The 20,821-nt window shown below is 74.8% G+C and carries 18 protein-coding genes; 8 read left to right on the forward strand and 10 right to left on the reverse strand.

Translation table 11 applies throughout. From position 1 onward, the window contains the following. Window positions 1–113 precede the first annotated feature (113 nt). The 5 genes from EDD28_RS05505 to EDD28_RS05525 all read right to left on the reverse strand — a co-directional run bounded on the left by EDD28_RS05505 (window position 114) and on the right by EDD28_RS05525 (window position 6,170). Entirely contained in the window at window positions 114–710 is a 597-nt protein-coding gene (locus EDD28_RS05505) for a MarR family winged helix-turn-helix transcriptional regulator (protein WP_123738689.1), read from the reverse strand. Window positions 711–716: 6 nt separating this feature from the next. Further along, window positions 717–2,375: a DHA2 family efflux MFS transporter permease subunit gene (locus EDD28_RS05510; RefSeq protein ID WP_425469978.1), complete on the reverse strand. Its 1,659-nt coding sequence runs from the start codon at window positions 2,373–2,375 to the stop codon at window positions 717–719. A 259-nt stretch (window positions 2,376–2,634) separates the two neighbouring features. Beyond that, a complete protein-coding gene (locus tag EDD28_RS05515; RefSeq protein ID WP_123738691.1) occupies window positions 2,635–5,394 on the reverse strand; it encodes an HAD-IC family P-type ATPase in 2,760 nt (919 codons plus the stop codon). 9 nt (window positions 5,395–5,403) lie between these two features. Beyond that, the gene (locus EDD28_RS05520) at window positions 5,404–5,766 is read right to left on the reverse strand and encodes an META domain-containing protein (protein ID WP_123738692.1); all 363 of its coding nucleotides are present in this window, start codon (window positions 5,764–5,766) and stop codon (window positions 5,404–5,406) included. 149 nt (window positions 5,767–5,915) lie between these two features. Next, window positions 5,916–6,170, reverse strand: coding sequence for a DUF4235 domain-containing protein (locus EDD28_RS05525; protein WP_123738693.1), 255 nt, complete (start codon window positions 6,168–6,170; stop codon window positions 5,916–5,918). Between the two features lie 136 nt (window positions 6,171–6,306). Here EDD28_RS05525 and EDD28_RS05530 point away from each other — a divergent pair, with 136 nt between their 5' ends. Together EDD28_RS05530 and EDD28_RS05535 are read left to right on the forward strand one after the other, a co-directional pair. Next, entirely contained in the window at window positions 6,307–6,951 is a 645-nt protein-coding gene (locus EDD28_RS05530; protein ID WP_123738694.1) for a TetR/AcrR family transcriptional regulator, read from the forward strand. A 135-nt stretch (window positions 6,952–7,086) separates the two neighbouring features. After that, the gene (locus EDD28_RS05535) at window positions 7,087–8,163 is read left to right on the forward strand and encodes an LLM class flavin-dependent oxidoreductase (RefSeq protein WP_123738695.1); all 1,077 of its coding nucleotides are present in this window, start codon (window positions 7,087–7,089) and stop codon (window positions 8,161–8,163) included. 116 nt (window positions 8,164–8,279) lie between these two features. On the opposite strand, the gene EDD28_RS05540 is transcribed toward EDD28_RS05535, so the two are convergent. The 5 genes from EDD28_RS05540 to EDD28_RS05560 all read right to left on the reverse strand — a co-directional run bounded on the left by EDD28_RS05540 (window position 8,280) and on the right by EDD28_RS05560 (window position 14,685). Then, entirely contained in the window at window positions 8,280–9,239 is a 960-nt protein-coding gene (locus tag EDD28_RS05540) for a DUF1684 domain-containing protein (protein WP_123738696.1), read from the reverse strand. A gap of 1 nt (window position 9,240) precedes the next feature. Then, entirely contained in the window at window positions 9,241–10,956 is a 1,716-nt protein-coding gene (locus EDD28_RS05545) for an ABC transporter substrate-binding protein (protein WP_170169363.1), read from the reverse strand. A 77-nt stretch (window positions 10,957–11,033) separates the two neighbouring features. Then, window positions 11,034–12,665: a dipeptide ABC transporter ATP-binding protein gene (locus EDD28_RS05550; RefSeq protein WP_123738698.1), complete on the reverse strand. Its 1,632-nt coding sequence runs from the start codon at window positions 12,663–12,665 to the stop codon at window positions 11,034–11,036. Next, window positions 12,662–13,639: an ABC transporter permease gene (locus tag EDD28_RS05555; protein WP_123738699.1), complete on the reverse strand. Its 978-nt coding sequence runs from the start codon at window positions 13,637–13,639 to the stop codon at window positions 12,662–12,664. Before EDD28_RS05555 ends, EDD28_RS05550 begins: the two co-directional genes overlap by 4 nt. Then, window positions 13,636–14,685: an ABC transporter permease gene (locus EDD28_RS05560; RefSeq protein WP_245967935.1), complete on the reverse strand. Its 1,050-nt coding sequence runs from the start codon at window positions 14,683–14,685 to the stop codon at window positions 13,636–13,638. The genes EDD28_RS05555 and EDD28_RS05560 overlap by 4 nt, the downstream gene beginning before the upstream one ends. Window positions 14,686–14,937: 252 nt before the next feature. On the opposite strand from EDD28_RS05560, the gene EDD28_RS05565 reads away from it, so the two are divergent. The 6 genes from EDD28_RS05565 to EDD28_RS05590 all read left to right on the forward strand — a co-directional run bounded on the left by EDD28_RS05565 (window position 14,938) and on the right by EDD28_RS05590 (window position 20,765). Further along, window positions 14,938–16,041: an LLM class flavin-dependent oxidoreductase gene (locus EDD28_RS05565; RefSeq protein WP_123738701.1), complete on the forward strand. Its 1,104-nt coding sequence runs from the start codon at window positions 14,938–14,940 to the stop codon at window positions 16,039–16,041. Further along, complete coding sequence (locus EDD28_RS05570; RefSeq protein ID WP_123738702.1) at window positions 16,038–17,468, forward strand: NtaA/DmoA family FMN-dependent monooxygenase; 1,431 nt, start codon at window positions 16,038–16,040, stop codon at window positions 17,466–17,468. The genes EDD28_RS05565 and EDD28_RS05570 overlap by 4 nt, the downstream gene beginning before the upstream one ends. Further along, window positions 17,465–17,998 carry an NADPH-dependent FMN reductase gene (locus tag EDD28_RS05575; RefSeq protein ID WP_123738703.1) on the forward strand — a complete coding sequence of 178 codons (534 nt, stop codon included), beginning with the start codon at window positions 17,465–17,467 and terminating at the stop codon, window positions 17,996–17,998. The genes EDD28_RS05570 and EDD28_RS05575 overlap by 4 nt, the downstream gene beginning before the upstream one ends. After that, complete coding sequence (locus tag EDD28_RS05580; RefSeq protein ID WP_123738704.1) at window positions 17,995–18,531, forward strand: flavin reductase family protein; 537 nt, start codon at window positions 17,995–17,997, stop codon at window positions 18,529–18,531. The genes EDD28_RS05575 and EDD28_RS05580 overlap by 4 nt, the downstream gene beginning before the upstream one ends. After that, window positions 18,528–19,676 (forward strand): LLM class flavin-dependent oxidoreductase, encoded by a 1,149-nt coding sequence (locus EDD28_RS05585; protein WP_123738705.1) that lies wholly within the window; start codon window positions 18,528–18,530, stop codon window positions 19,674–19,676. The genes EDD28_RS05580 and EDD28_RS05585 overlap by 4 nt, the downstream gene beginning before the upstream one ends. Before the next feature lie 63 nt (window positions 19,677–19,739). Further along, on the forward strand, window positions 19,740–20,765 hold the full coding sequence (locus EDD28_RS05590; protein ID WP_123738706.1) for an LLM class flavin-dependent oxidoreductase: 1,026 nt from the start codon (window positions 19,740–19,742) through the stop codon (window positions 20,763–20,765). Window positions 20,766–20,821: the final 56 nt, after the last annotated feature.

Here is a 20,821-nt window from a genome sequence, read left to right on the forward strand (position 1 = left end):
TCGCTGGCCACCTGGGGACCGGGTGAAGCCACGGCCCCGGCCAGACGGTGGACACCGCCGTCACCGACACGCCGCGAGGTCGGCCCGGGACGAGCCGGTCGAGCGGGCTGGGCTCAGGGGGCCAGCGCGGCGTTGACGCGGGCGAGCAGGTCGGCGAGCCGCTCCGCCTCGCCCTCGCCGAGCGCGTCGAGGCTCGCCGCGAGGCCCGCGAGCGCCCGGCGCCGCATCTCGGCGACGTTCGACCGGGCGACCGGGCTGGCCTGGAGGAGCCGGCCGCGGCCGTCGTCGGGGTCGGGCAGCACCTCGAGCAGTCCGAGCGACTCCAGCTCGCGCGCCTGGCGGCTCACCACCGACTTGTCGGTCTCGAGCACGCACGCGAGGTGTCCGGGCCGGGAGGGCCCGTGCTTCACGAGCGTGGAGAGCATGCGATAGCCGAGCGGCTGCAGGTCCGGGTGCACGGAGGCCGCGGCCTCGCGCCACAGGGCCTTGGCCCGCCCGAGGAGTACGACGATCTGCTCCTCCAGCACCATGACGGCCTCGCTGGTGCCCGCCGAGGCCTCGCCCGGCGCACCGGACGCCGGCGCACCGGAGCCCCGCGGGCCGGCCGCCCGGGAGCCGGACCCACCGTCACCGGACGCGGTGCCCCCCGGCACGTCGGGCACCTCGGGCGCGGGCTCAGCCGGGTGCGGCCGGCGGTCGGCGTCGCTCATCACACGTCATTCTCCCGCGCGGCCGCGCGGGTCGGGACCATCGCCGGGACGCGTCGACCCGACGGGCGGCAGGGCCGCCACCGCGGCCGCGACCTCGATCGCCGTGTCCTCGACCTCCTCGGCGACCGTCTCCACGGCGTCGGGCGACGGCTCGCCGACGACGGCGCCGCCCTCGGCTCGGTGCCGCTCGATGCCGGACTGCGTCCCGAGCCGCTGGTTCGGCAGCGCGAGCACGGCGAGGAGCGTCACGACCGCCATCGGCAGCGCGGCGACGAACACGCGGCCGACGCCGAGCCCGTACGCGGACTCGACCAGCTCGCGCAGGGCGACGGGCAGGTCGGCGATCTTGGGCAGCGTCCCGCTGCCCAGCACCTCGGCGGCCTGCGCCCTGGCGTCCGGCGGCAGCGCGGCGACGGACTGCTGGAGCTGGCTCGCGACGACGCCGCCGAGCACCGACCCCATGACCGAGACGCCGACGGTGCCGCCGAGCGAGCGGAAGAACGTGACGGCGGACGTCGCGACGCCGAGCTGCGAGATCGGCACCTCGTTCTGCGTCACGATGACGAGGTTCTGCATCACCATGCCGACGCCGGCGCCGAGCACGCCCATGCCGAGCGCGACGTACCAGTACGTCGTGTCGTAGTGCAGGCGGGAGAGCATGACGTTGCCGACGATCATGAGCACCGACCCGGTGACGACGTAGCCCTTCCACGCCCCGCGACGCGAGACGAGCTGGCCGACGATCGTCGAGGCGAGCAGGAGGCCGGCCATCATCGGGATGGTCAGGACGCCGGACATCATCGGCGTCGCGCCGCGTGCGAGCTGCATGTACTGGGCGAGGAAGACCGACGCGCCGAACATCGCGATGCCCGTGGAGAGCGACGCGACGACCGCGAGCGTGAAGGTCCGGCCGCGGAACAGCGAGAGCGGCAGCAGCGGGTCCTCGGCGCGCAGCTCCCACCACACGGCGAGTCCGAGCAGCGCCAGCGACCCGCCGAGCATGGCGGCCGACTGCCAGGAGACCCACGCGAAGCTCGAGTCGGCGAACGTCACCCACAGCAGGAGCAGGGAGATGCCGGTGGAGAGCAGGACGATGCCGAGGTAGTCGACCCGCGCCGAGCTGCGCACGCGCTGCGGCAGGTGCAGGTTGCGGACGATGAGCACGATCGCGAGCGCGGCGAACGGCAGCGCGACGTAGAAGTTCCACCGCCAGGAGAACGCGTCCGTGAGGAACCCGCCGAGCAGCGGGCCGCCGACGGTGCCGACGGCCATCGAGGCGCCGAACAGCCCGGCGTAGCGCCCCCGCTCGCGCGGCGAGACGACGTCGGCCATGACGATCTGCGACAGCGCCGCGAGGCCGCCACCGCCGAGGCCCTGCAGGACGCGCATCGCGATGAGCACCTCGACGGACCGCGAGAGCCCGGCCAGGCAGGTGGCGACGACGAAGATGCCGAGCACGACGAGGAGGAGCGCCTTGCGGTTCACCAGGTCGGCGACCTTGCCCCAGATCGGGGTGCTCACGGTGGTCGCGAGCAGCGTCGCCGTCACGACCCAGGTGAACGCGGACTGGCTGCCGCCGAGGTCGGCGACGATGACGGGCAGCGAGGAGCTGACGACCGTCGTCGCGAGCATCGAGACGAACATGCTGACGACGAGCGCCGTCATGACGGGCAGCACGTCCCGGTCGTGGCGCGCGCCGGCCGCGTCGGGGCCGGCGCCGGGCGCCGGGACGCCGGACGCGGCGGGGGTGGTGGCGGACGCGCCGACGGGCGACGCGGGCCGCTCGTGGGTGGTCGTGAGAGCTGTCGACACACGGACTCCTAGGGAACAGGAAATTGACCGGGGTCAACTATCCGCCGATCGTTGACTTCAGTCAACGATCGCTCGCGTGACGATCCACACACCGCCGGGACGGCGGCGCTGCCTACCGGCGCCGGCGCACCGCGACCTTGACCACCTCGACCAGCAGGAACACCCCGACGGCGAACCCGAGCGTCAGCCCCCACCCGTCGAGCCCGAGCGCCGCGGAGCCGAACCACGAGTGCATGAACGGCGCGTACACGAAGACGAGCTGGAGGAGCAGGAGCGCCCCCGCCGAGATCCACACGGTGGGGTTGCCGGTGAACGCGCGCGGGGTCAGGCTCGAGGAGCCGAGGAACCGGCAGTTGAGCAGGAACGCGAGCTGCGCGAGCGCCAGCATCGTGACGGCGGTCGTCTGCGCCGTCTGGATGTCGTACCCCCGCTCGCGCTCGATGAGGTAGACGGCCAGCGTCGCGCCGCCGATGAGCACCGACGCGGCCAGGACGAGCCCGAACGTGCGGGGGTTGAGCACCTGCTCGCGCGGGTCGCGCGGGGGACGCTTCATGATGTCCGGCTCGGCCGGCTCGCCCGCCAGCGCGAGCGACAGCGTCACGGCCGTCACGAGGTTGACCCAGAGGATCTGGACGGGCGAGAGCGGGAGGGCGACCCCCGCGAGCACGGCGACCAGGATGACGAGCGACTGCGCGCCGTTCGTCGGGAGCAGGAAGACGACGGACTTGCGGATGTTGTCGTAGATCCGCCGCCCCTCCTCGATGGCCCGCTCGATGGTGGCGAAGTTGTCGTCGGCCAGGACGATGTCGGCCGCCTCCTTCGTCGCCTCGGTCCCCTTGATGCCCATGGCGACGCCGACATCGGCGCGCGTGATCGACGGGGCGTCGTTGACGCCGTCACCCGTCATGGCGACGACCTCGCCCCGCGACTGCAGCGCCCGGACGATCCGCAGCTTGTGCTCGGGCGAGGTGCGCGCGTAGACGTCGACGTCCTGGACCACCCGGCGCAGCTCGTCCTGGCTCATCCGCTGCAGGTCGGCGCCGGTGAGTGCGGCGACCTCGCCGTCGGGCGGCGCGATCCCGAGCTCGCGGGAGATCGCGATCGCGGTGCCGCGGTGGTCGCCGGTGATCATCTTGACCCGGATGCCGGCGCCGTGGGCCTCGGCGATGGCGGCGGTCGCCTCGGGCCGCGGCGGGTCGACGATGCCGGCGACCCCGAGGAACTCCAGCCCCTCGTCGAGGTCGGCGAGCTCGATCGTCTCGCGCCCCCGGCCCGCCAGCGTCGCGGCGGCGAGCACGCGCAGCCCCTGGTCGGACAGCTCCTCGATCCGCTCCTCCCACGCGGCGCGGTCGAGCGGCTCGCGCTCGCCGGTGGGGCCGCGCTGCCACTCGGCACGGTCGAGCAGCCGGTCCGGCGCCCCGAGCACGTGCACGACGCGGGTGCCGTCCGGCAGGTCGTCGAGCGTCGCCGAGAACTTGTGGGCCGACTCGAACGGCACCTGCGCGAGACGGGTGACGGCCTCGACGTCGAGGCCGGCCTTGGCGGCCAGCACGTCGAGCGCGCCCTCGGTCGGGGCGCCGACCACCCGCCAGAGTCCGTCGACCCGCTCGACACGCGCGTCGTTGGCCGATCCGGCGGCGCGGACGAACGCGGCGAGGTCGGGCCGGTCGGCGAGGCCAGCGGTCGTCGTCGTCCCCGCGAGGACCACGCGGCCGGCCGGGTCGTACCCCGTCCCCTCGACGTCGTACGTCGCGGCCCCCGTGACGACCGTGCGGACGGTCATCTCGTTCTGCGTCAGGGTGCCCGTCTTGTCCGAGCAGATCGACGTGACCGAGCCGAGCGTCTCGACGGAGGCCATCCGGCGCGTGATCGCGTTGCGTCGGGCCATCTGCTGCACGCCCAGAGCGAGCGTGATCGTGATGAGCGCCGGCAGCCCCTCCGGGACCGCGGCGACCGCGAACGCGATGGCCGCCGAGAGCAGGTCCTCCCGGTCGAAGTCGTGGACCAGCCGGCCGATGATGAGCATCGCGACGGCGAGCACGAGGATGAGCAGCGAGATCTGCTTGCCCAGCTTCGCGATCTGCTTGGTCAGCGGGGTCTCGATCTCCTCCTGGTCGGCGACGAGCTGGCTGATCCGCCCGATCTCCGTCCCAGCGCCGGTCGCGACGACGACGCCCTCCCCCGTCCCGGCCGTCACGATCGTGCCGGAGAACGCCATCGAGGAGCGGTCGCCGACGCCGGCGTCGACACCGACCGGCTCGGCGTCCTTCTCCGCGGAGACGGACTCTCCGGTGAGCGCGGCCTCGTCGATCTGCAGGTTCGAGGTCCGCACGAGGCGCAGGTCGGCCGGGATGCGGTCGCCGCTGCGGACGCGGACGAGGTCGCCGACGACGAGGTCGGCCGCGTCGACGACGCCCCAGGTGCCGTCGCGCTCCACCTGGGCGTCGAGCGAGACCATCGTGGACAGGCTCGCCAGCGCGCTCGCGGCGCGACCCTCCTGCACGTAGCCGATGACCGCGTTCGCGACGATGACGACGGCGATGACGCCGAAGTCGACCCAGTCGCCCGCGATGATCTTGAGCACCGCAGCGGCGACGAGGACGTAGACGAGGACGTCGTCGAAGTGGGCGAGGAAGCGCAGCCACGCCGGCCGGCCCGCGGGCTCGGGCAGCCGGTTGGGGCCGTCGGCGGCGAGCCGGGTCGCCGCGTCGTCACCGCTCAGGCCACCCCCGGGGGTACCGGTCGCGGCGAGGACGTCGTGGACGGTCGCCGCCCAGACGGGCGGGTCGAGCTCGTCGAGTCGGACCGCGGCGGGCGTCGACGGACGCGCGACGGTCGGGACGGAGCCGGCCGAGGGAGCTGGAGTCGTCACCGGGGCCAGCTACTGGCGCGTGAGGACGTCGAGCTCGGTGCCGTCCTCGGCGGTGAGCGTCATCGCGGTGCCGGCGATCGTCCCGGCGGCGAGGCCGGACCAGCCGGGGATCCCGTCGCACGCCATGAGCGTGGTGATCGCGTCGGAGAAGGTCACCTCGGACCCCTCCTGCTCCCAGGAGCCGCTGATCCGGTTGCAGCCGTCGGTCCCGGAGAAGGTGCCGTCGTCGACGAGCGTCACGGTCGGAGCGCCGGGCCCGGTCGACGCCCAGGTGCCGGCGGCGCCCTGCTCGGCGGCCGCGGAGCACGCGCCGAGCGCGAGCGCGCCGGCGGCCAGCGCCAGCGGGACGGCGAACGAACGACGAATCCTCATGGCGTCCTACCTCCTGGACCGGTCCGAGGCCGTCACGCCCTCGGCTCTCCCTGGCCCGGGACCGGGCCTCGCGTCCAGCGTAGTGACGGGGTCGGCGGGCCGCCCGACGAACGTCCCGGGCGGCGGCGCGGCCCCGTCGGGCGCCCGCGTCAGTGCTCGGGGTGGACGCTGCCCTTGGCGACGAACCGCTTCGCGGCCCGCCCGGCGAACGCGCGGGCGAGGGCGGCGATGGCCCCCGAGACGGCGGCGAACATGACGACCTCGCGCAGCGAGCTGCCGTCCTCCTCGCCGTTGACGGGCGGGCGGTGACCGGTCACCGCCTTCCAGGTGAGGTCGAGCAGCTTGGTCGCCGCGAACCCGGCCGCCATGACCGCGATGGTCTGGATGATCTTCTGCTGGTTCATTGGAGATGCCCTTCGCTCGTGCTCCCGACCCTACCCGCGCCCCGTCCCGCGAGCAGCGGCGTCCCGGCCCGTCGCCCGACGTGCCCACATTCTGACAGCGCGTGGTCTCTCGTCAGATCCATGCCATAGTGGGAGCATGCCCAAGATCATCGGAGCCTCCCTGGCCGAGCACCGCGAGCAGGTTCGGCTGCGCCTGTTCGGGGCGCTGTCGGCGCTCATGGAGCGTGAGGGCTTCGACGCGATCACGCTGGCCGACATCGCGGCGGAGGCCGGGGTCGGGCGCACGGCGGTCTACAACCACTTCCCGGACAAGGAGTCGCTCCTCCTCGGGTTCATCGAGAGCGAGACCTCCGCCTACATGGGCGCCCTCGAGGCCTCCCTCGAGGGAGTCGAGGACCCGGTCGAGCAGCTCCGGACGTACGTGCAGCAGCAGATCCACCTCAAGCGGGTCTACCACCTGGCCCCCGGGCCGGACCTGCGGACCGTCGTCTCCCGCGCCACGATGATGCGACTGCGCGACCACATCATGGTGGTCGAGGTGCCGCTGCGCCGGATCCTCACCCTGGGGATCGCGACGGGACGCTTCCCGCGTCAGGACCTCGACGCCGTCGTGCCGCTCATCAACTCCTGCCTCGCCGCCCGCAACGTGCCCGAGGACGGGCCCCAGCGCGACCGGGCGATCGAGGAGACCGTCGCGTTCGTCATGCGCGCGGTCGGCGTCGACCCGGACCGCGCGGTCGTGCGCCGGCCGGCCGAGTCGGCGGGCCGGCGCACCGCCTAGTCACGGATCGAACCGGGGCCGGGACCGGGCCGGCCGGCGGACCGTCGGACGCCCTCTCGGGCACCGCCGTCTCGGTCCCCGAGACGGCCGACGACCGCGCCGACGCCGACCGCACCCGCTCGTAGTGTCCGCGGCATGGCCACCACCAGCACCCCCGGCGCGGGCGACCTGTCGCTCGGCATCCTGTCCTTCACCTCCTACCTCGAGGCCGGCGTCAGCGCCGCTCGGTCCCTCGAGGACGGGATCACCCTCTTCCAGCACGCCGAGGCCCTCGGCGTCGACGGCGGCTGGCTGCGGGTGCGCCACTTCGAGCGCGCGCTGACCGGCGCGTTCCCCTACCTCGCGGCCCTGGCCCGGGAGACCCGCACGCTGCGCCTCGGCACGGCCGTCGTGCCCATCGCCGGCGAGAGCCCCGTCCGCCTGGCCGAGGACGCCGCCACGGTCGACCTGCTCGCGCGGGGCCGGCTCGAGCTCGGCGTGAGCCACGGAATCCTCTCCCACGTCCCGGGTCTCGCCGCCGCATTCGAGGAGGCCTACGGCCACGGGGACCTCCAGGGGGAGGAGCCGCGAGCCGCCTGGGTGCTGCGCCGCTTCCTGCTCGGGATCTCCGGGGCCGAGCTCGCGAAGGTGCCCGACGACCTGCGCCTGCAGTTCACGCACGAGGGCGAGGGCCTGCGGATCTACCCCAGCTCGCCGCGGCTGCCCGAGCGGATCTGGTACGGCTCCGGTCGCGCGGAGAGCGCCGTGCGGGCCGCCCAGCTCGGCCTCAACCTCCAGCTCTCGACCATCAACACGGCCACCCACGCCGAGGGCGTCGCCCGCCAGCAGGCGGAGATCCTCGACGCCTATCACGACGCGCTCGACCCGGCGGCGCTCGGCGTGCCGGACCCCCGTCCGCGCGAGGTCTCGATCAGCCGGTACGTGCTGGTGTGGACGTCCGACGCCGAGCGCGAGGCGCTCCTGGCGGCGGCCGAGCGACACATCCCCGGGGTCACGGAGCGGTTCGGCGAGGGGTGGAAGGTCGGCACCGTCGACGAGGTGGTCGCCCAGCTCGAGCAGGACGCCGCACTGACACGCGCGCGCGAGCTGTTGCCGACGACCCTGCTCGCCAACCTGCCCTCCCAGCTCGGCCTCGACCTCACCGAGCGCCTCGTCGAGACCCTCGCCACGCGGGTGGCCCCGCGCCTGGGCTGGACGCCGGCGGGAGGCTGAGCCGACGCGCCGACGCGCGAGACGCCCGAGGGCCGGTGCAGCGAGTCCAGCTCGCCGCACCGGCCCTCGGGCGTCGGTCGGGCACCGTCGGTCCGCCCGCCGTCGGTCGCCGGCCGTCAGTCCGGCACGGCACCACCCAGGAGCTGCGGCCCCGGCAGCGCCGCGGGGCCGCCCGACGCGGGCGGCACGCCGGTTCGTCCGGACGGCGCCCGCTCCCCCGCGGTGACCGGGATGGGCAGCGCGTTCCCCGGCACGGGCGCTGGACAGGTGCCGTAGTCGGAGAAGGCGTACGGGTAGTTGACCGCGCGGTTGAGGTCGAGGACGCCGTGCCCGGTGTCCGGGTCGCCCTCGACGGCGACCGCGCGCCACGCGGCGCTCTCGGTCCCCGAGGTCGCGTCCGAGAACGAGACCGACCACGAGCCGTGCCGGCCCGTCGCGACGAGGCGGTGCTCCACCCCCCGCAGGACCAGGACGACCTCGCCGACGGCGCTGGCCCGCTGCGTGAGGCCGGGCGCCGCCGACCCCACGACCACCACGCGCGGCGCCGGGTACGGCTCGAGGCGGACCGGCAGGCGCCAGTCCGGGTCGTAGTCCCAGGTCGGCACGCCGGTGAAGTCGCGCAGCGCCGGCGCCGCTGGATCGCGCAGCCGCAGCCCGTAGTAGCCGCCGCGGCGCAGCACGTCGACGCGGACCCGGTCGCCGAACAGCGCGAACGGCTGGGCACCGCCCTCCTCGACGACGAGCGTCAGCTCACCGTCGAGGAGGACGGAGTCGTCCGACGGCCCGTCGCCCGGCCCCGAGCCGGAGCCGGAGCCGAGGAGCCGCAGCCCGTCCTCGGACGCGGCCCGCATGTGCAGAACGCCGTCGACCTCCCACCACGTCCCGGGCACCCGGCCGAGCCGGGCCGGCTCCTCGCCGACCCACTCCAGGCCCGCGACACTGAGCCAGTCGTGCGGCCGGGCGAGGGCCGTCTCCCGCGCGGCGCGGAACTCGCGCCACGCGGCCGCCAGCTCCTCGGGCTCCTCCCGCGCGCCCGGTGCCCCGGTCACGTCCCCGGTCTCCGTGTCGATCGCCATGTCAGCTCTCCTTCCAGATGTCGTAGGCGCTCCCGAGCACACCGCCGGCCTCGTCGATCCTCACGCCGTGGACGCCGACGAGCGTGGCCACGCTGTCCTGCGGGACGTAGATCGGCAGCGAGTACGCGTTCGTCGCGATGTGCTGCTGGGCCTCGTGGTAGATCTCCGTCCGCTCGGCGACGTCGTTCGTCGCGGCCCCCCGGGCCAGCAGCTCGTCCAGCGCGGCGTCGTTGTACTTCCCGCGGGCCAGCGTCGCGTCCGTCCCGTAGAGGAAGATCAGCGGCTGCCCGGAGTCCGCGTCCCCGCGCGAGTTGTCGAAGATGCCGTACTCGTTGGCGTCCGCCTTCTCGGACGCCGTCCCCGCGTCGACCGGGAGGAACTGGAAGTCGATCCCGACGTTGTCCTTGAGGTTGGCCGAGATGGCCTGGCCGAGCAGCTCGCGGTTGTCGCGCAGGTAGGGCGCGGCGGCGTAGTCGATGATCGTGAGGCGCTGGCCGTCCTTGACGCGGTAGCCATCGGCGTCGCGCTCCGTCCAGCCGGCCTCGTCCAGCAGCGCGTTGGCCGCATCGACGTCGGTCGCGTAGGCGTCGGCGACGGTCGGGTCGACGAACGGGGAGACCGACGAGACCGGCGCGAGGGCCCGCTCGACCTGACCGTGGTGGACTCCCTGGAGGACCGCGTCGAGGTCGACGCCGGCGATGAACGCCTGCCGGACGCGGATGTCGTCGAGCGGCGGCTGCGACACGTTGAAGTAGTAGCCGAAGGGAAGGCCGTTGTTGAGCACGCGCTGGTAGGTGAAGTCGGCCGAGTCCTCGAACAGCGGCACGTCGACCGACTGCACCCCGTCGATGAGGTCGACCTGGCCGGCCGTCAGGGCACCGGTCCTCGTGGCGGCCTCACCGAGGAAGCGGAACGTCACCGTGTCGAGGTAGGCCGGCCCGCTGTGGTCGGCGGCCTCCGGCGCCCAGTCGTAGTCGGCCCGGCTCGTCAGCACGACGTCCTGGCCCGGCGTGTAGGACTCGAGCACGAACGGCCCGGCGCCCGCGACGTCGAGGCCGCCGGCCGCGAGGTTGCCGGCCGTCTCGAGGCTCGTCGGGGAGACCGGCGCGCCGTTGAGCGAGGCGAGGTAGTCGAGCAGGAACGCGTCCGGCTCGCCCAGCTCGATCACCACCGTGCGCTCGTCCGACGCCGAGATGCCGGTGACGTTGCGGAGCGCGAAGACGGCGGCCGAGGAGTACCCCTCGGTCTCCCTGGCGTGGGTCAGGTTCGCCACCACCGCGGCCGCGTCGAGCTGGTCCCCGTCGGAGAAGGTCACCCCGTCGCGCAGGACGAGGGTGAGCTCCGTCTGGTCCGCGTCGTAGGCGTAGGACTCCGCCAGCCACGGGTCGTAGGTTCCGTCGGCGTTCTTGTAGAGGTAGGAGTCGAACAGGTTGCGCAGCAGCACCTTCGCCTTGTTCTGCCCGGAGGTCTGGGCGTTGAGCGTGAGCGGCTCGGTCTCGAGCGCCCACACGAGGTCGCCGCCCTCGACGGGCGTTCCGGCGGACGGGCTCTCGCTCCCCGCGCTGGAGGAGGTGGCGGCCGACGGGTCGTCAGAGGCGCCGGCGCCCGCGGAGCCGGTGCCGCTGCCGCAGGCTCCGAGCACGAGGGTGGCGGCCGTGAGCAGGGCGAGGCCGCCGAGCGATCGCCCGGGGAGGAGTGGTCGGGTGGAACGGGACATGGGATCTCCTTGGTGACGAGTGGTGGGGTACATCGGGATCGAGGGGTCGTTCGGGTCGAGGGGTTCGGTCGAGGTGCTCAGGACGTCGCGGCCGCCAGGGGGTGGCCGGACGGATCGGGCTCGGCGCGCTCGGCGGCCCGGACGTCGGGGAGCGCCACGAGCAGCCGGCGGGTGTAGGGGTGGCTCGGCCGGTGGAACACGTCCTCGACGTCGCCGCTCTCGACGACGTGCCCGTCCTTCATCACGACGATCCGGTCCGCGAGGTGGTGCACGACGCCCAGGTCGTGGGAGATGAACAGGATCGCCAGCCCGCGCTCGGCCGCCAGGTCGGTCAGCAGGTCGAGCACCTGCGCCTGGATGCTGACGTCGAGCGCCGAGACCGGCTCGTCGGCGACGATGACGCTCGGGTCCGCCGCGAGGGCCCGGGCGATCGCGACCCGCTGACGCTGGCCACCCGAGAGCGTCCGGGGGTGCCGGTCGGCGTGCTCGGGTGCGAGCCCGACCCGTCGGAGCAGGTCGTCGATGCCCTCCCGGCGCCCGGCGCGGTCGAGCCGGCCGCGCTCGCGCAGCGGCTCGGCGATCACCTCGCGCACCGTGTAGCGCGGGTCGAAGGAGGACAGCGGGTCCTGGGCGACGAGCTGCATCTCGAGCCGTTCCGCCGGTCGCCGCACCTCGCCCTCCTCGGGGCGGTGCAGGCCGAGCAGGACACGGGCGAGCGTCGACTTGCCGGAGCCGGACTCCCCGACGACGCCGAGCACCTCACCCTCGCGCAGCTCGACGTCGACGCCGGCGAGCGCGTGCCGCGTGCCGCCACCGGGGATCGGGTAGGTGACGACGAGGCCGCGACCGGCGACGACCACGCGGTCGCCGGGGCGACGCTCCGGCGCGGGGAGGCGGTCGGGGCTGGACAGCCGGACGCCCCGCGAGGCGGAGGAGGGGACGGCCGCGAGCAGCCTCCTGGTGTAGGGGTGCTCAGGGTGGGCGAGCACCCGGGCCGTCGAGCCCCGCTCGACCACCAGCCCGTCCTTCATCACCAGGATCCGGTCGGCGACCGCCGAGACGACGGCGAGGTCGTGCGAGATGAGCAGGAGCGCCGTCCCGGAGTCGCGCAGCCGCGCCAGGAGCTGGAGGATCTGGGCCTGCACGGTGACGTCGAGCGCCGTCGTCGGCTCGTCGGCCACCAGCAGGGCCGGCGAGGCCGCGAGCGCCGAGGCGATGAGCGCGCGCTGGCGCAGCCCGCCGGACAGCTCGTGCGGGTAGGCGTCGATGCGCTCGGCCGGGTTCGGGACGCCGACGTCGCCGAGCAGCGCGATCGCCCGCTCCCGCCGCCTGCCGCGCGCGAGCAGCCCCGGAAGCACCCGGCGCAGCGACTCGCCGATCTCGGCGCCGACACGGCGCAGCGGGTCGAGGCTCACGAGCGCGTCCTGCAGGACGAGGCCGACCGAGCGCCCGCGCAGGCGTCGCCAGGCCCGGTCGGACAGGTTCCGGGCGTCGACGCCGTCGATCGTCAGCTCCGTCGCGCGCACGGTCGCGTGCTCACCGGCGAGACCGACGAGCGAGCGGGCCGTGACGGACTTGCCGGAGCCGGACTCGCCGACGATGGCGACGATCTCGCCCGGCTCGATGTCGAGGTCCAGTCCGTCGACCGCCGGCCGGGCCGTCCCCGGGAACGACACCGTGAGCCCGCGGACGCGGACCAGCGCGCTCATGCCGCCACCCGCTCGAGGTGGCGCTGGATCGCGCGGCCGAGCACCGTCGCGGAGACGACGGTGGCGACGACGGCGAGGCCGGGGAAGACCGCACCCCACCAGGCCACGCGCAGGTAGTTGCGGTTCTCCGCCAGCATGGCGCCCCACTCGGGCGTCGGTGGTTGCGGGCCGAGACCGAGGAAGCTCAGGCCGGCGGCGCCGATGATCGCGCCGCCGAGACCGATCGTGGCGAGCACGGGCACCGCGGTGAGCGCGTTCGGCAGCACGTGGCGGGTGGCGAGCCGGAGGCCGCTCAGCCCGAAGGTGCGGGCCTGCTCGACGTAGCCGGACGTGCGCACGAGCTGGGTCTGGGCACGCACGACGCGGGCGAACCGCGGGATGCCGGCCACCCCGATCGCGACGATGAGGTTGCCGACGCCGGGGCCGGTGAAGGCGATGAGGACGAGAGCGAGCAGGATCTCCGGGAAGGCGGCGAGGACGTCGACGGCGCGCGCGACGACGGTGTCGACGGCGCGGTTGCCGCTCCCGGCGACGAGGCCGAGCAGCACGCCGCCGGCCGCCGCGAGCGCGGTGGCCGCCACCCCGATGGTGAGCGAGTAGCGGGTGCCGTGGATGATCCGCGCCAGGACGTCCCGCCCGAGCGAGTCGGTCCCGGCCGGGTGCTCCCCGCCGGGGGGCTGGAGCGTGGCGAGCGGATCGGCCGCGAGCGGGTCGACAGCGGTCAGCAGCCGCGGCGCGAGCGCGGCGAGGAGGACGAACGCGAGCACGAGCGCCGCGGCGAGGCCGCCCCAGCCGAGGACGGGGATCCGGACGGAGCCGACGGCTCGGACGGACCGGCGCCACCGGCCGGACGCTCCCGACCGGGATGCGGTGGCGGCCTCGGCCGCCCGGGGCGCCGGGTCGGTCGCGCCGTCGGCCGGGCTCGCGGAGGGGACCGACGGGGAGTCGGCGGAGGGTCGGACGAGGGTCGTCATCGGGACGCGCCTTCCGGGAGGGGGTCGGGCTCGAGGCCCGGGACGGAGGAGGAGGGGGCCGAGCCAGCGACGACCACGGCCGTCGTCGCCGTCGCGGCGGGCCGAGCCGCCCGACGGCTCCGGCCGGAGGCGACCCTGAGCCGCGGGTCGAGGACGAGGCTGAGCAGGTCGACCGCGGTGGAGACGATCACGAAGGTCGCGGCCGCGACGAGACCGACGCCGAGCACCACGGGCAGGTCCTTGGCGTAGACGGCCTCGACCGTGATGCCGCCGAGACCGGGTCGGCCGAAGACCTGCTCGACGATGACGGCGCCGCCCAGGAGCGAGCCGACGACGATCCCGGCGATCTGCAGCCCGGGCAGGCTGGCGTGCCGGAGGGCGTGGCGGGAGCGGACCTGGAGCTGGGACAGCCCGCGCGACCGGGCGGTGAGCGCGAACGGTTCGTGCAGCGCGCGGTCCAGCCCCTCCCGCAGCACCTGGGAGAGCAGGCCAGCGATGGGGATGGCGAGGGCGAGCGCCGGGAGCGCGAGCGAGCGCCAGCCGTTGCCGCCCGAGACCGAGAACCAGCCGAGCTGGAAGGCGAAGACGGCCAGCAGCACGATCCCGATCCAGAACGACGGGATGGACAGGAGGACCAGCTCGGCGCCCGAGGCGATGCGGCGCACGATGCCGCCGCGGCCGGAGGTCAGGACGGCGACCGTCAGGGCGATGGCGACCGCGAGCCCGAAGGCGGTGAAGGTGAGCAGCACGGTCGAGCCGAGCTGTTCGCCGAGGACGTCGACCACCGGACGACGCAGCTGGTAGGACGTGCCGAGGTCGCCCCGCAGCAGGCCGAGCACGTAGGCCGCGTACTGCACGAGGAGCGGGCGGTCCAGGCCCCAGAGGGCCGTGACCTCGGCCCGGAGCCGTTCGTTGCCGCGGTCCTCCCCGAGCAGCAGGTCGACGGTGTGGCCGGGCGAGGCGTAGACGGCGAGGAACGTCGCGGTCACGGCCGCGAGCAGCACGATCGCCGAGGTCGACAGACGCGTGAGCACGAGTCGGAGCACGGCGGAACCTCCTTTCGTTGGTGGGGGATGGGCGGGGACGCTACGGAGGGCTCGGACGACCTCCGAGAGGCCCCGCGTGCGTCCCGAGGAGTGAGACGCGTCTCGCGAGGCGGCGGCCGGAGATGCTCCGGAGCCCACCCACCCGTCTCGGACTCTGAGACCGCCTGGAGCCCCGGGCCGGGTCCGGCGGACGCGTGGTTTCGTCCCCGGCAAGCCCAGCTCGACCCCTCCCCCCGAATCCCGGAGCCCCCGATGTCCTCTCGACCCCTGGTCCTCGCCGTCGATCTCGACGGCAGCGGAGCCCATCCCGCCGCATGGCGTGCCGGGTCGGACGCCCCCGACGCCGTGCTCGACCCCGCGGTGCTGCGACGACGCGTGCTCGCCGCTGAGAACGGCGGGTTCACGCTCGTCACGCTCGACGACGCGCTCACCACGACACAGGCGACCGTGTCGTCCGGCGCCGTCGCCGCCCGCCTCGACGGCGTCGTGCGCGCCGCCTTCGTCTCCCAGCTCACGACACGGGTCGGGCTGGCCCCCCGCGTCGACCCCCGCGGGGCCGAGCCGTTCCATCTCGCCGCGCAGCTCGCGTCGCTCGACATCGCCTCGCTCGGCCGGGCCGGCTGGGTCGTGGGGGACGCGGACCAGCCCGGCCTGGCCGACGCCATCGACCGCGTCGTGCCCGAGCTGCCGGCCGACCGGGAGCTGGAGGTCGCCGACGTCGTGCGGACGGTGCGCCGGCTCTGGGACTCCTGGGAGGACGACGCCGTCATCAAGGACGTGGCGACCGGGCGGTACGTCGATCGGGACCGCATCCACGACGTGGCGGTGACGACGCCGACGTTCGCCGTCGCCGGCGCCTCCATCACCCCGCGTCCCCCGCAGGGTCACGTCGTCGTCATCGCCCCGGACACCGTGCTCGACCCGGCGACCGCCGACGTGAGCCTCGTCGGCGGCGCCGACGTCGCGGAGGTCGTCGAGCGGGCCGTCGCGGCGCGCGGCGCGGGCGCGCCCCGCGTGCTGGCCGACGTCGAGGTCCTGCTCGACGCCGACACCTCCTGCGCCGCACGTCTCGCGGCGCTGGACGCCGACGCCGAGTGGACGCCGACCGACGCGCTGCGCTTCGTCGGCTCCCCGTTCGGGCTGCTCCTGCTCGCGGAGCAGCTCGCCGAGGCCGTCGACGGGATCCGCCTGCACCCGGCCGTCGTCGGCACCGACCTGCCCGTGCTGACCCGGTTCGTCCTGCCGCGGCTGTTCGCCACCCGGATCGCCCGCGCCCCCCGGCTGGCGCAGACCCTGCGCGGCGCGCTCGACCTGCCCCGTCCCGAGAACGTCTTCACCCAGGAGGAAGCCGCATGAGCGCCTCGGCCCGACCACCCGACCGCGACCACCCGATCACGCGCCCGACCGCGACCGTGCACCTCGGAGTCTTCTTCCAGGGCGTCAACCACCACACGGTCTGGTCCGATCCCCGGTCCGGCTCGCAGACCGACTTCAGCTCGTTCCGGCGGCTGGCCGAGACGGCAGAACGCGGCCTGTTCGACGCGTTCTTCCTCGGCGAGGGGCTCCGGCTGCGGGAGACCAACGGGGCCCTGCACGACCTCGACGTCGTCGGCCGTCCGGACGCGATCACCCAGCTGAGCGCCCTCGCGGCCGTCACCTCGCGGATCGGTCTCGTCGCCACCCAGAACACCACCTACAACGACCCGGCCGACCTCGCGCGCCGCCTGGCGAGCCTCGACGTCCTGTCCGGCGGACGCGCCGCGTGGAACGTCGTCACCACCGACAACGCATGGACCGGCGCCAACTTCCGCCGCGGCGGCTACCTCGACCACGCCGACCGCTACGTCCGCGCCGCCGAGTTCGTCCGCGCCGCGCGTGCGATCTGGGACTCCTTCGCCGACGACGCGATCGCCACCACGACCCGGGAGCCGTCCTGGTCCCGGCCCGGCGCCATCACGCCCGTCGCCTTCTCCGGCGCCACCGTCAGCACCCACGTGACGCCGACCGTCCCGCGCTCGCCCCAGGGACACCCCGTGATCTTCCAGGCGGGCGACTCGCCGGCCGGTCGGACGTTCGCCGCCGAGCACGCGGACGTCATCTTCTCGTCCCACGGCAGCGACCTCGACGACGCGCTGGCGTTCGCCCGCGACGTCCGTCGGCGCGTCGCGGCGGCCGGTCGCCCACGCGACGACGTGAAGATCCTGCCCGGGACGTCGTTCGTCCTCGGGGACACCGAGGCGGAGGCCCGGGAGCTGGCGACCTGGCTGGTCCGGGAGCAGATCAGCGGCGCCACCGCGCTGTCGATCCTCAGCCACATCTGGGGCGAGGACCTCTCCCAGCTCGACCCGGACGGGCCGCTCCCCGACCACGACCCGGCGCCGCGCGAGCTGTCCCGCACCCGCGGGACGGGCGCCGCGCAGGGCGACCCGGCAGGTCTCGCGCGGCGGCTGCGCTCGCACGCGGAGGAGCTGGGCCTGTCGATCCGCGAGGCCGTCATCGCCACCGACCGCCGTCCGGCCTTCGTCGGGACGCCGAGCTCCGTGGCCGACCGGCTGGTCCGGTTCGTCCGCACCGGGGCCGTCGACGGCTTCAACGTCTCCCCGTGGCTCGTCCCGGACGGCCTCGACGAGGTCGTCGACCGGCTCGTGCCCGAGCTCCAGGAGCGCGCGGCCTACCCCACCGAGTACGTCGGGACGACCCTGCGCGAGCACCTCGGCCTGCGCAGCTCCCGCGACGTGCACGGGGCGCGGGACGCCATCCAGCGCACGGTGGTCGGCGCATGAGCATCCTCGTCCTGTCCGGAAACCCCCGCCCGGCCTCGCGCACGAGCGCCGTCGCGACCGACCTCGCCCGCGAGCTCGCCGGCCCGCTCGGCCTCGGGGAGATCGACGTCGTCGAGCTGGCCGACATCGCCGCCGAGGTCCTCGTGGGCGGCGCGGGCCTGGCGGCCGCCCGCGCTCGGGTGCTGGCGGCCCGGCTCGTGGTCGTCGCCACCCCCGTCTACAAGGGGTCCTACACCGGGCTGCTCAAGTCGTTCCTCGACACCTTCGACGGCGGCGAGCTGTCCGGCGTGACCGCCGTCGGGGTCGTGGTCGCGGGCCAGGACGGGCACCTGCACGCCGGCGAGAGCCACCTGCGGCCGGTGCTGCTGGAGCTCGGCGCGCGCGTTCCCGCGCCCGCCGTCGCGCTGGCGCAGCGCGACGTCGCCGAGCGCGGGCCGGTGCTCGCGAGCTGGGCCCGGCGCAACCTCGCCTCGCTGCGCGGGGCGCTCGATGACGCCTCGCCCGACGCGACACCGGGGGTCGCCCCGTGAGCGCGCAGGCGGTGAGCCCGGTCCGGCCCGAGACGGAGGTGTTCCTCGGGATCTTCCGGCGCCACCCGGCGGGCGTCGCCGTCGTCACCCTGCGCGACCCGGTCCTCGGCCACCCCGTCGGCTTCACCGCGACGTCGGTCATCTCGGTCTCGGCCGACCCCCCGACGCTGGCGTTCTCCATCTCCCGCGGCTCCTCGTCCTGGCCGGCGCTCGCCGCGGTCGCGAGCGTCGTCGTCAACTTCCTCGACCACTCGGCCCACGAGCTGTCGAGCCGGTTCGCGACGCACGGCATCGACCGGTTCGCCGGGGTCGACTGGACGGAGCTGGACGGCGGGGAACCCGTGCTGGGCCGAGCGTCGTCGTGGGTTCGGGCGACGATCGTCGACCGCCACCCCACCGCCGACTCGGCGCTCGTCGTGGCCCGGATCGACCACGGCGCGGTCGGCGGGGAGGAACCGCTCGTGTTCTACGACCGCGGCTACCACCGCCTGAGGTCCGTGCAGCCCGCGACCGACCGGACGGCCGGGCGATGAGCTCCCTGACCGCGCACCGCGTCCCCCTGTCCGTCCTCGAGCTCGCCCCGGTCAGCGACGGCGGGACCGCCGGCGAGGCGCTCGCGACGGCTCTGGCCGTCGCCGAGCTCGCGGACGAGGCCGGCTACCGACGCATCTGGTTCGCCGAGCACCACGTGAGCACCGGCGTCGTCTCGGCCGCGCCCGCGGTGCTGGCGGCGCTCGCGGCCGCGCGGACCGGGAGGATCCGGGTCGGCTCCGGCGCCGTCCTGCTGGCGCACACCTCCCCCGCGCTGGCCGTCGAGCAGTTCGCGACGATCGCTCGGCTCCATCCCGGGCGGGTCGACCTCGGCCTCGGCAGGTCGGGGACCCCGCCCGCCGGCTCCGACGCGGCACGGGAGCCGACGCCGGGATCGTCCGGCGGCGCGCCGGCCGCCGACCGCGTCGTCGACGGCCTGCTCGTCCCGGCACCGCCGCCGTTCTCGTTCTCCGACGCCCGCGTCCGACGCCGCTTCGCGGACGGCGCGGCTGTCGTCGGTCTGCGCACCGACGTGCCCGACTACCGCGCCGAGCTCCGGCTCGCGCTCGACCTGCTCGGCCCCGGGCACCGCCTCGGGTCCGAGGTCGTGCGAAGCGGCGTCGGCTCCGGGAGCGGGGTGGAGGTGTGGGCGCTCGCGAGCAGCCCGGGTGAGAGTGCGCGCGCGGCCGGCGAGCTCGGCCTCCCGCTCGCCGCGAACTACCACGTCGCGCCCTCCTCGGTGCTGGAGACGGTCGCCGCCTACCGCGCGGCGTTCCGTCCCGGCGTGCTGGACCGGCCGTACGTCATCGTCTCGGCCGACGTGCTCGTCGCGACGACGCAGGACCGCGCCCGCGCTCTCGCCCGCGGGTTCGAAGACTGGGTGCTCGGGGTCCGCTCGGCCGACGGGGCGGTCGCCTACCCGCGCCCCGACCGGGCTCGGCAGACCTGGTCCGATGCCGAGCTGGCCCTGGTGGCCGACCGCAGCCGGACCCGGTTCGTCGGGGACGGCCCGTCGGTCGTTGCCGGCCTCGACGCCCTCCGGCTCGCCACCGCGGCCGACGAGGTCCTGGTGACGACGATCGCCCACGACCCGGAGGCGAGGCTCGACTCCTTCCGGCTGCTCGCCGCCGCCTGGGCGACACCCTGACCAACCCGGCCGGGCCCCGCGCCCGTCCCGGCACCACCACCCGTCATCCGATCGGAGCCCGTCGTGACCCTCACGTCCCTGTCCTTCCTGACCCCCGGCAACTTCCACGACGACGACCCCGGGGCCGGCCTCGAGGACACCCTGCGCCTCGTCGAGGCGGGCGAGCGCCTGGGCTACCAGGGCGCCTGGGTCCGCCAGCGCCACCTAGAGCACGGCATCTCCTCCGCCGCGACGGTGCTCGCGGCCGCGACGCAGCGCACGCGTCGGATCGCCCTGGGCACCGCCGTGGTCCCGCTCGGCTACGAGAGCCCGTTCCGGCTCGCGGAGGACCTTGCGACCGTCGACGTGCTCTCGGGCGGACGCCTCCAGGTGGGGGTCAGCGTCGGGCGGCCGCCGCACGCTGAGCTCATCGGCGAGCTGGTCCACGGACCGGGGTGGGCGTCCCAGGACTTCGGGTACGCGCGGGCCGAGGCCCTCGCGACGAACCTCGCCTCGGGGTACCTCGGCGCGGCGGGCACGGTCATCAGCTCTCCCGGCAACGTCCAGCGCCCACGGCTGCAGCCGGTCGCGGCCGGACTGCGGGAGCGCCTCTGGTACGGCGGCTCCTCCGGACGCTCGCTGCGGTGGGCGGCCGAGCACGCCTTCCACCTGCTGACCGGGAACATCGGCCGCGCCGAGGAGTCCGACGACTTCGTCCTTCAGCAGACGCTGCGCATCGAGGAGTACCGACGGCTGTGGAGCGGCGCCGGCGAGCCGCAGGTCGCCGTCGGTCGCGTCATCCTGCCGACCGACTCGGCGAGCGAGGCGACGCGACGGCGCTACCGCGAGTACAAGGCCGAGCGGGACGCCCGCACGCACGGCCCCCAGGGGCCCGACCGCACGCTCTTCGCACCCGACCTGCTGGGCACGAGCCAGCAGATCGCCGAGCAGCTCGCGGCGGACACCGCCGTCGGCTCCGTGTCGCACCTTCGGCTCGAGCTGCCGTACGAGCTCACCTATGAGGACTACGAGCAGATCCTCACCGACGTCGCCGACCACCTCGCCCCGGCCCTCGGCTGGCGAGGCGACGCCGAGCACGTCGCGGCCTGATCGCCGCCCGGCCGGCACCCCAGCCCTGCCCGACCCCGTTCGCCACCCCCCAAGGA

This window comes from Salana multivorans, assembly GCF_003751805.1.
GTDB lineage: Bacteria > Actinomycetota > Actinomycetes > Actinomycetales > Beutenbergiaceae > Salana > Salana multivorans.

Excerpts from the sequence above, each read along its gene's own strand:
- EDD28_RS05505 (WP_123738689.1), bottom strand. The coding sequence starts at position 710 with ATGAGCGACGCCGACCGCCGGCCGCACCCGGCTGAGCCCGCGCCCGAG.
- EDD28_RS05555 (WP_123738699.1), bottom strand. The coding sequence starts at position 13,639 with ATGACGACCCTCGTCCGACCCTCCGCCGACTCCCCGTCGGTCCCCTCC.
- EDD28_RS05575 (WP_123738703.1), top strand. The coding sequence starts at position 17,465 with ATGAGCATCCTCGTCCTGTCCGGAAACCCCCGCCCGGCCTCGCGCACG.
- EDD28_RS05550 (WP_123738698.1), bottom strand. The coding sequence starts at position 12,665 with ATGAGCGCGCTGGTCCGCGTCCGCGGGCTCACGGTGTCGTTCCCGGGG.
- EDD28_RS05530 (WP_123738694.1), top strand. The coding sequence starts at position 6,307 with ATGCCCAAGATCATCGGAGCCTCCCTGGCCGAGCACCGCGAGCAGGTT.
- EDD28_RS05535 (WP_123738695.1), top strand. The coding sequence starts at position 7,087 with ATGGCCACCACCAGCACCCCCGGCGCGGGCGACCTGTCGCTCGGCATC.
- EDD28_RS05570 (WP_123738702.1), top strand. The coding sequence starts at position 16,038 with ATGAGCGCCTCGGCCCGACCACCCGACCGCGACCACCCGATCACGCGC.
- EDD28_RS05545 (WP_170169363.1), bottom strand. The coding sequence starts at position 10,956 with ATGTCCCGTTCCACCCGACCACTCCTCCCCGGGCGATCGCTCGGCGGC.
- EDD28_RS05585 (WP_123738705.1), top strand. The coding sequence starts at position 18,528 with ATGAGCTCCCTGACCGCGCACCGCGTCCCCCTGTCCGTCCTCGAGCTC.
- EDD28_RS05540 (WP_123738696.1), bottom strand. The coding sequence starts at position 9,239 with ATGGCGATCGACACGGAGACCGGGGACGTGACCGGGGCACCGGGCGCG.
- EDD28_RS05525 (WP_123738693.1), bottom strand. The coding sequence starts at position 6,170 with ATGAACCAGCAGAAGATCATCCAGACCATCGCGGTCATGGCGGCCGGG.
- EDD28_RS05520 (WP_123738692.1), bottom strand. The coding sequence starts at position 5,766 with ATGAGGATTCGTCGTTCGTTCGCCGTCCCGCTGGCGCTGGCCGCCGGC.
- EDD28_RS05510 (WP_425469978.1), bottom strand. The coding sequence starts at position 2,375 with ATGACGGCGCTCGTCGTCAGCATGTTCGTCTCGATGCTCGCGACGACG.
- EDD28_RS05565 (WP_123738701.1), top strand. The coding sequence starts at position 14,938 with ATGTCCTCTCGACCCCTGGTCCTCGCCGTCGATCTCGACGGCAGCGGA.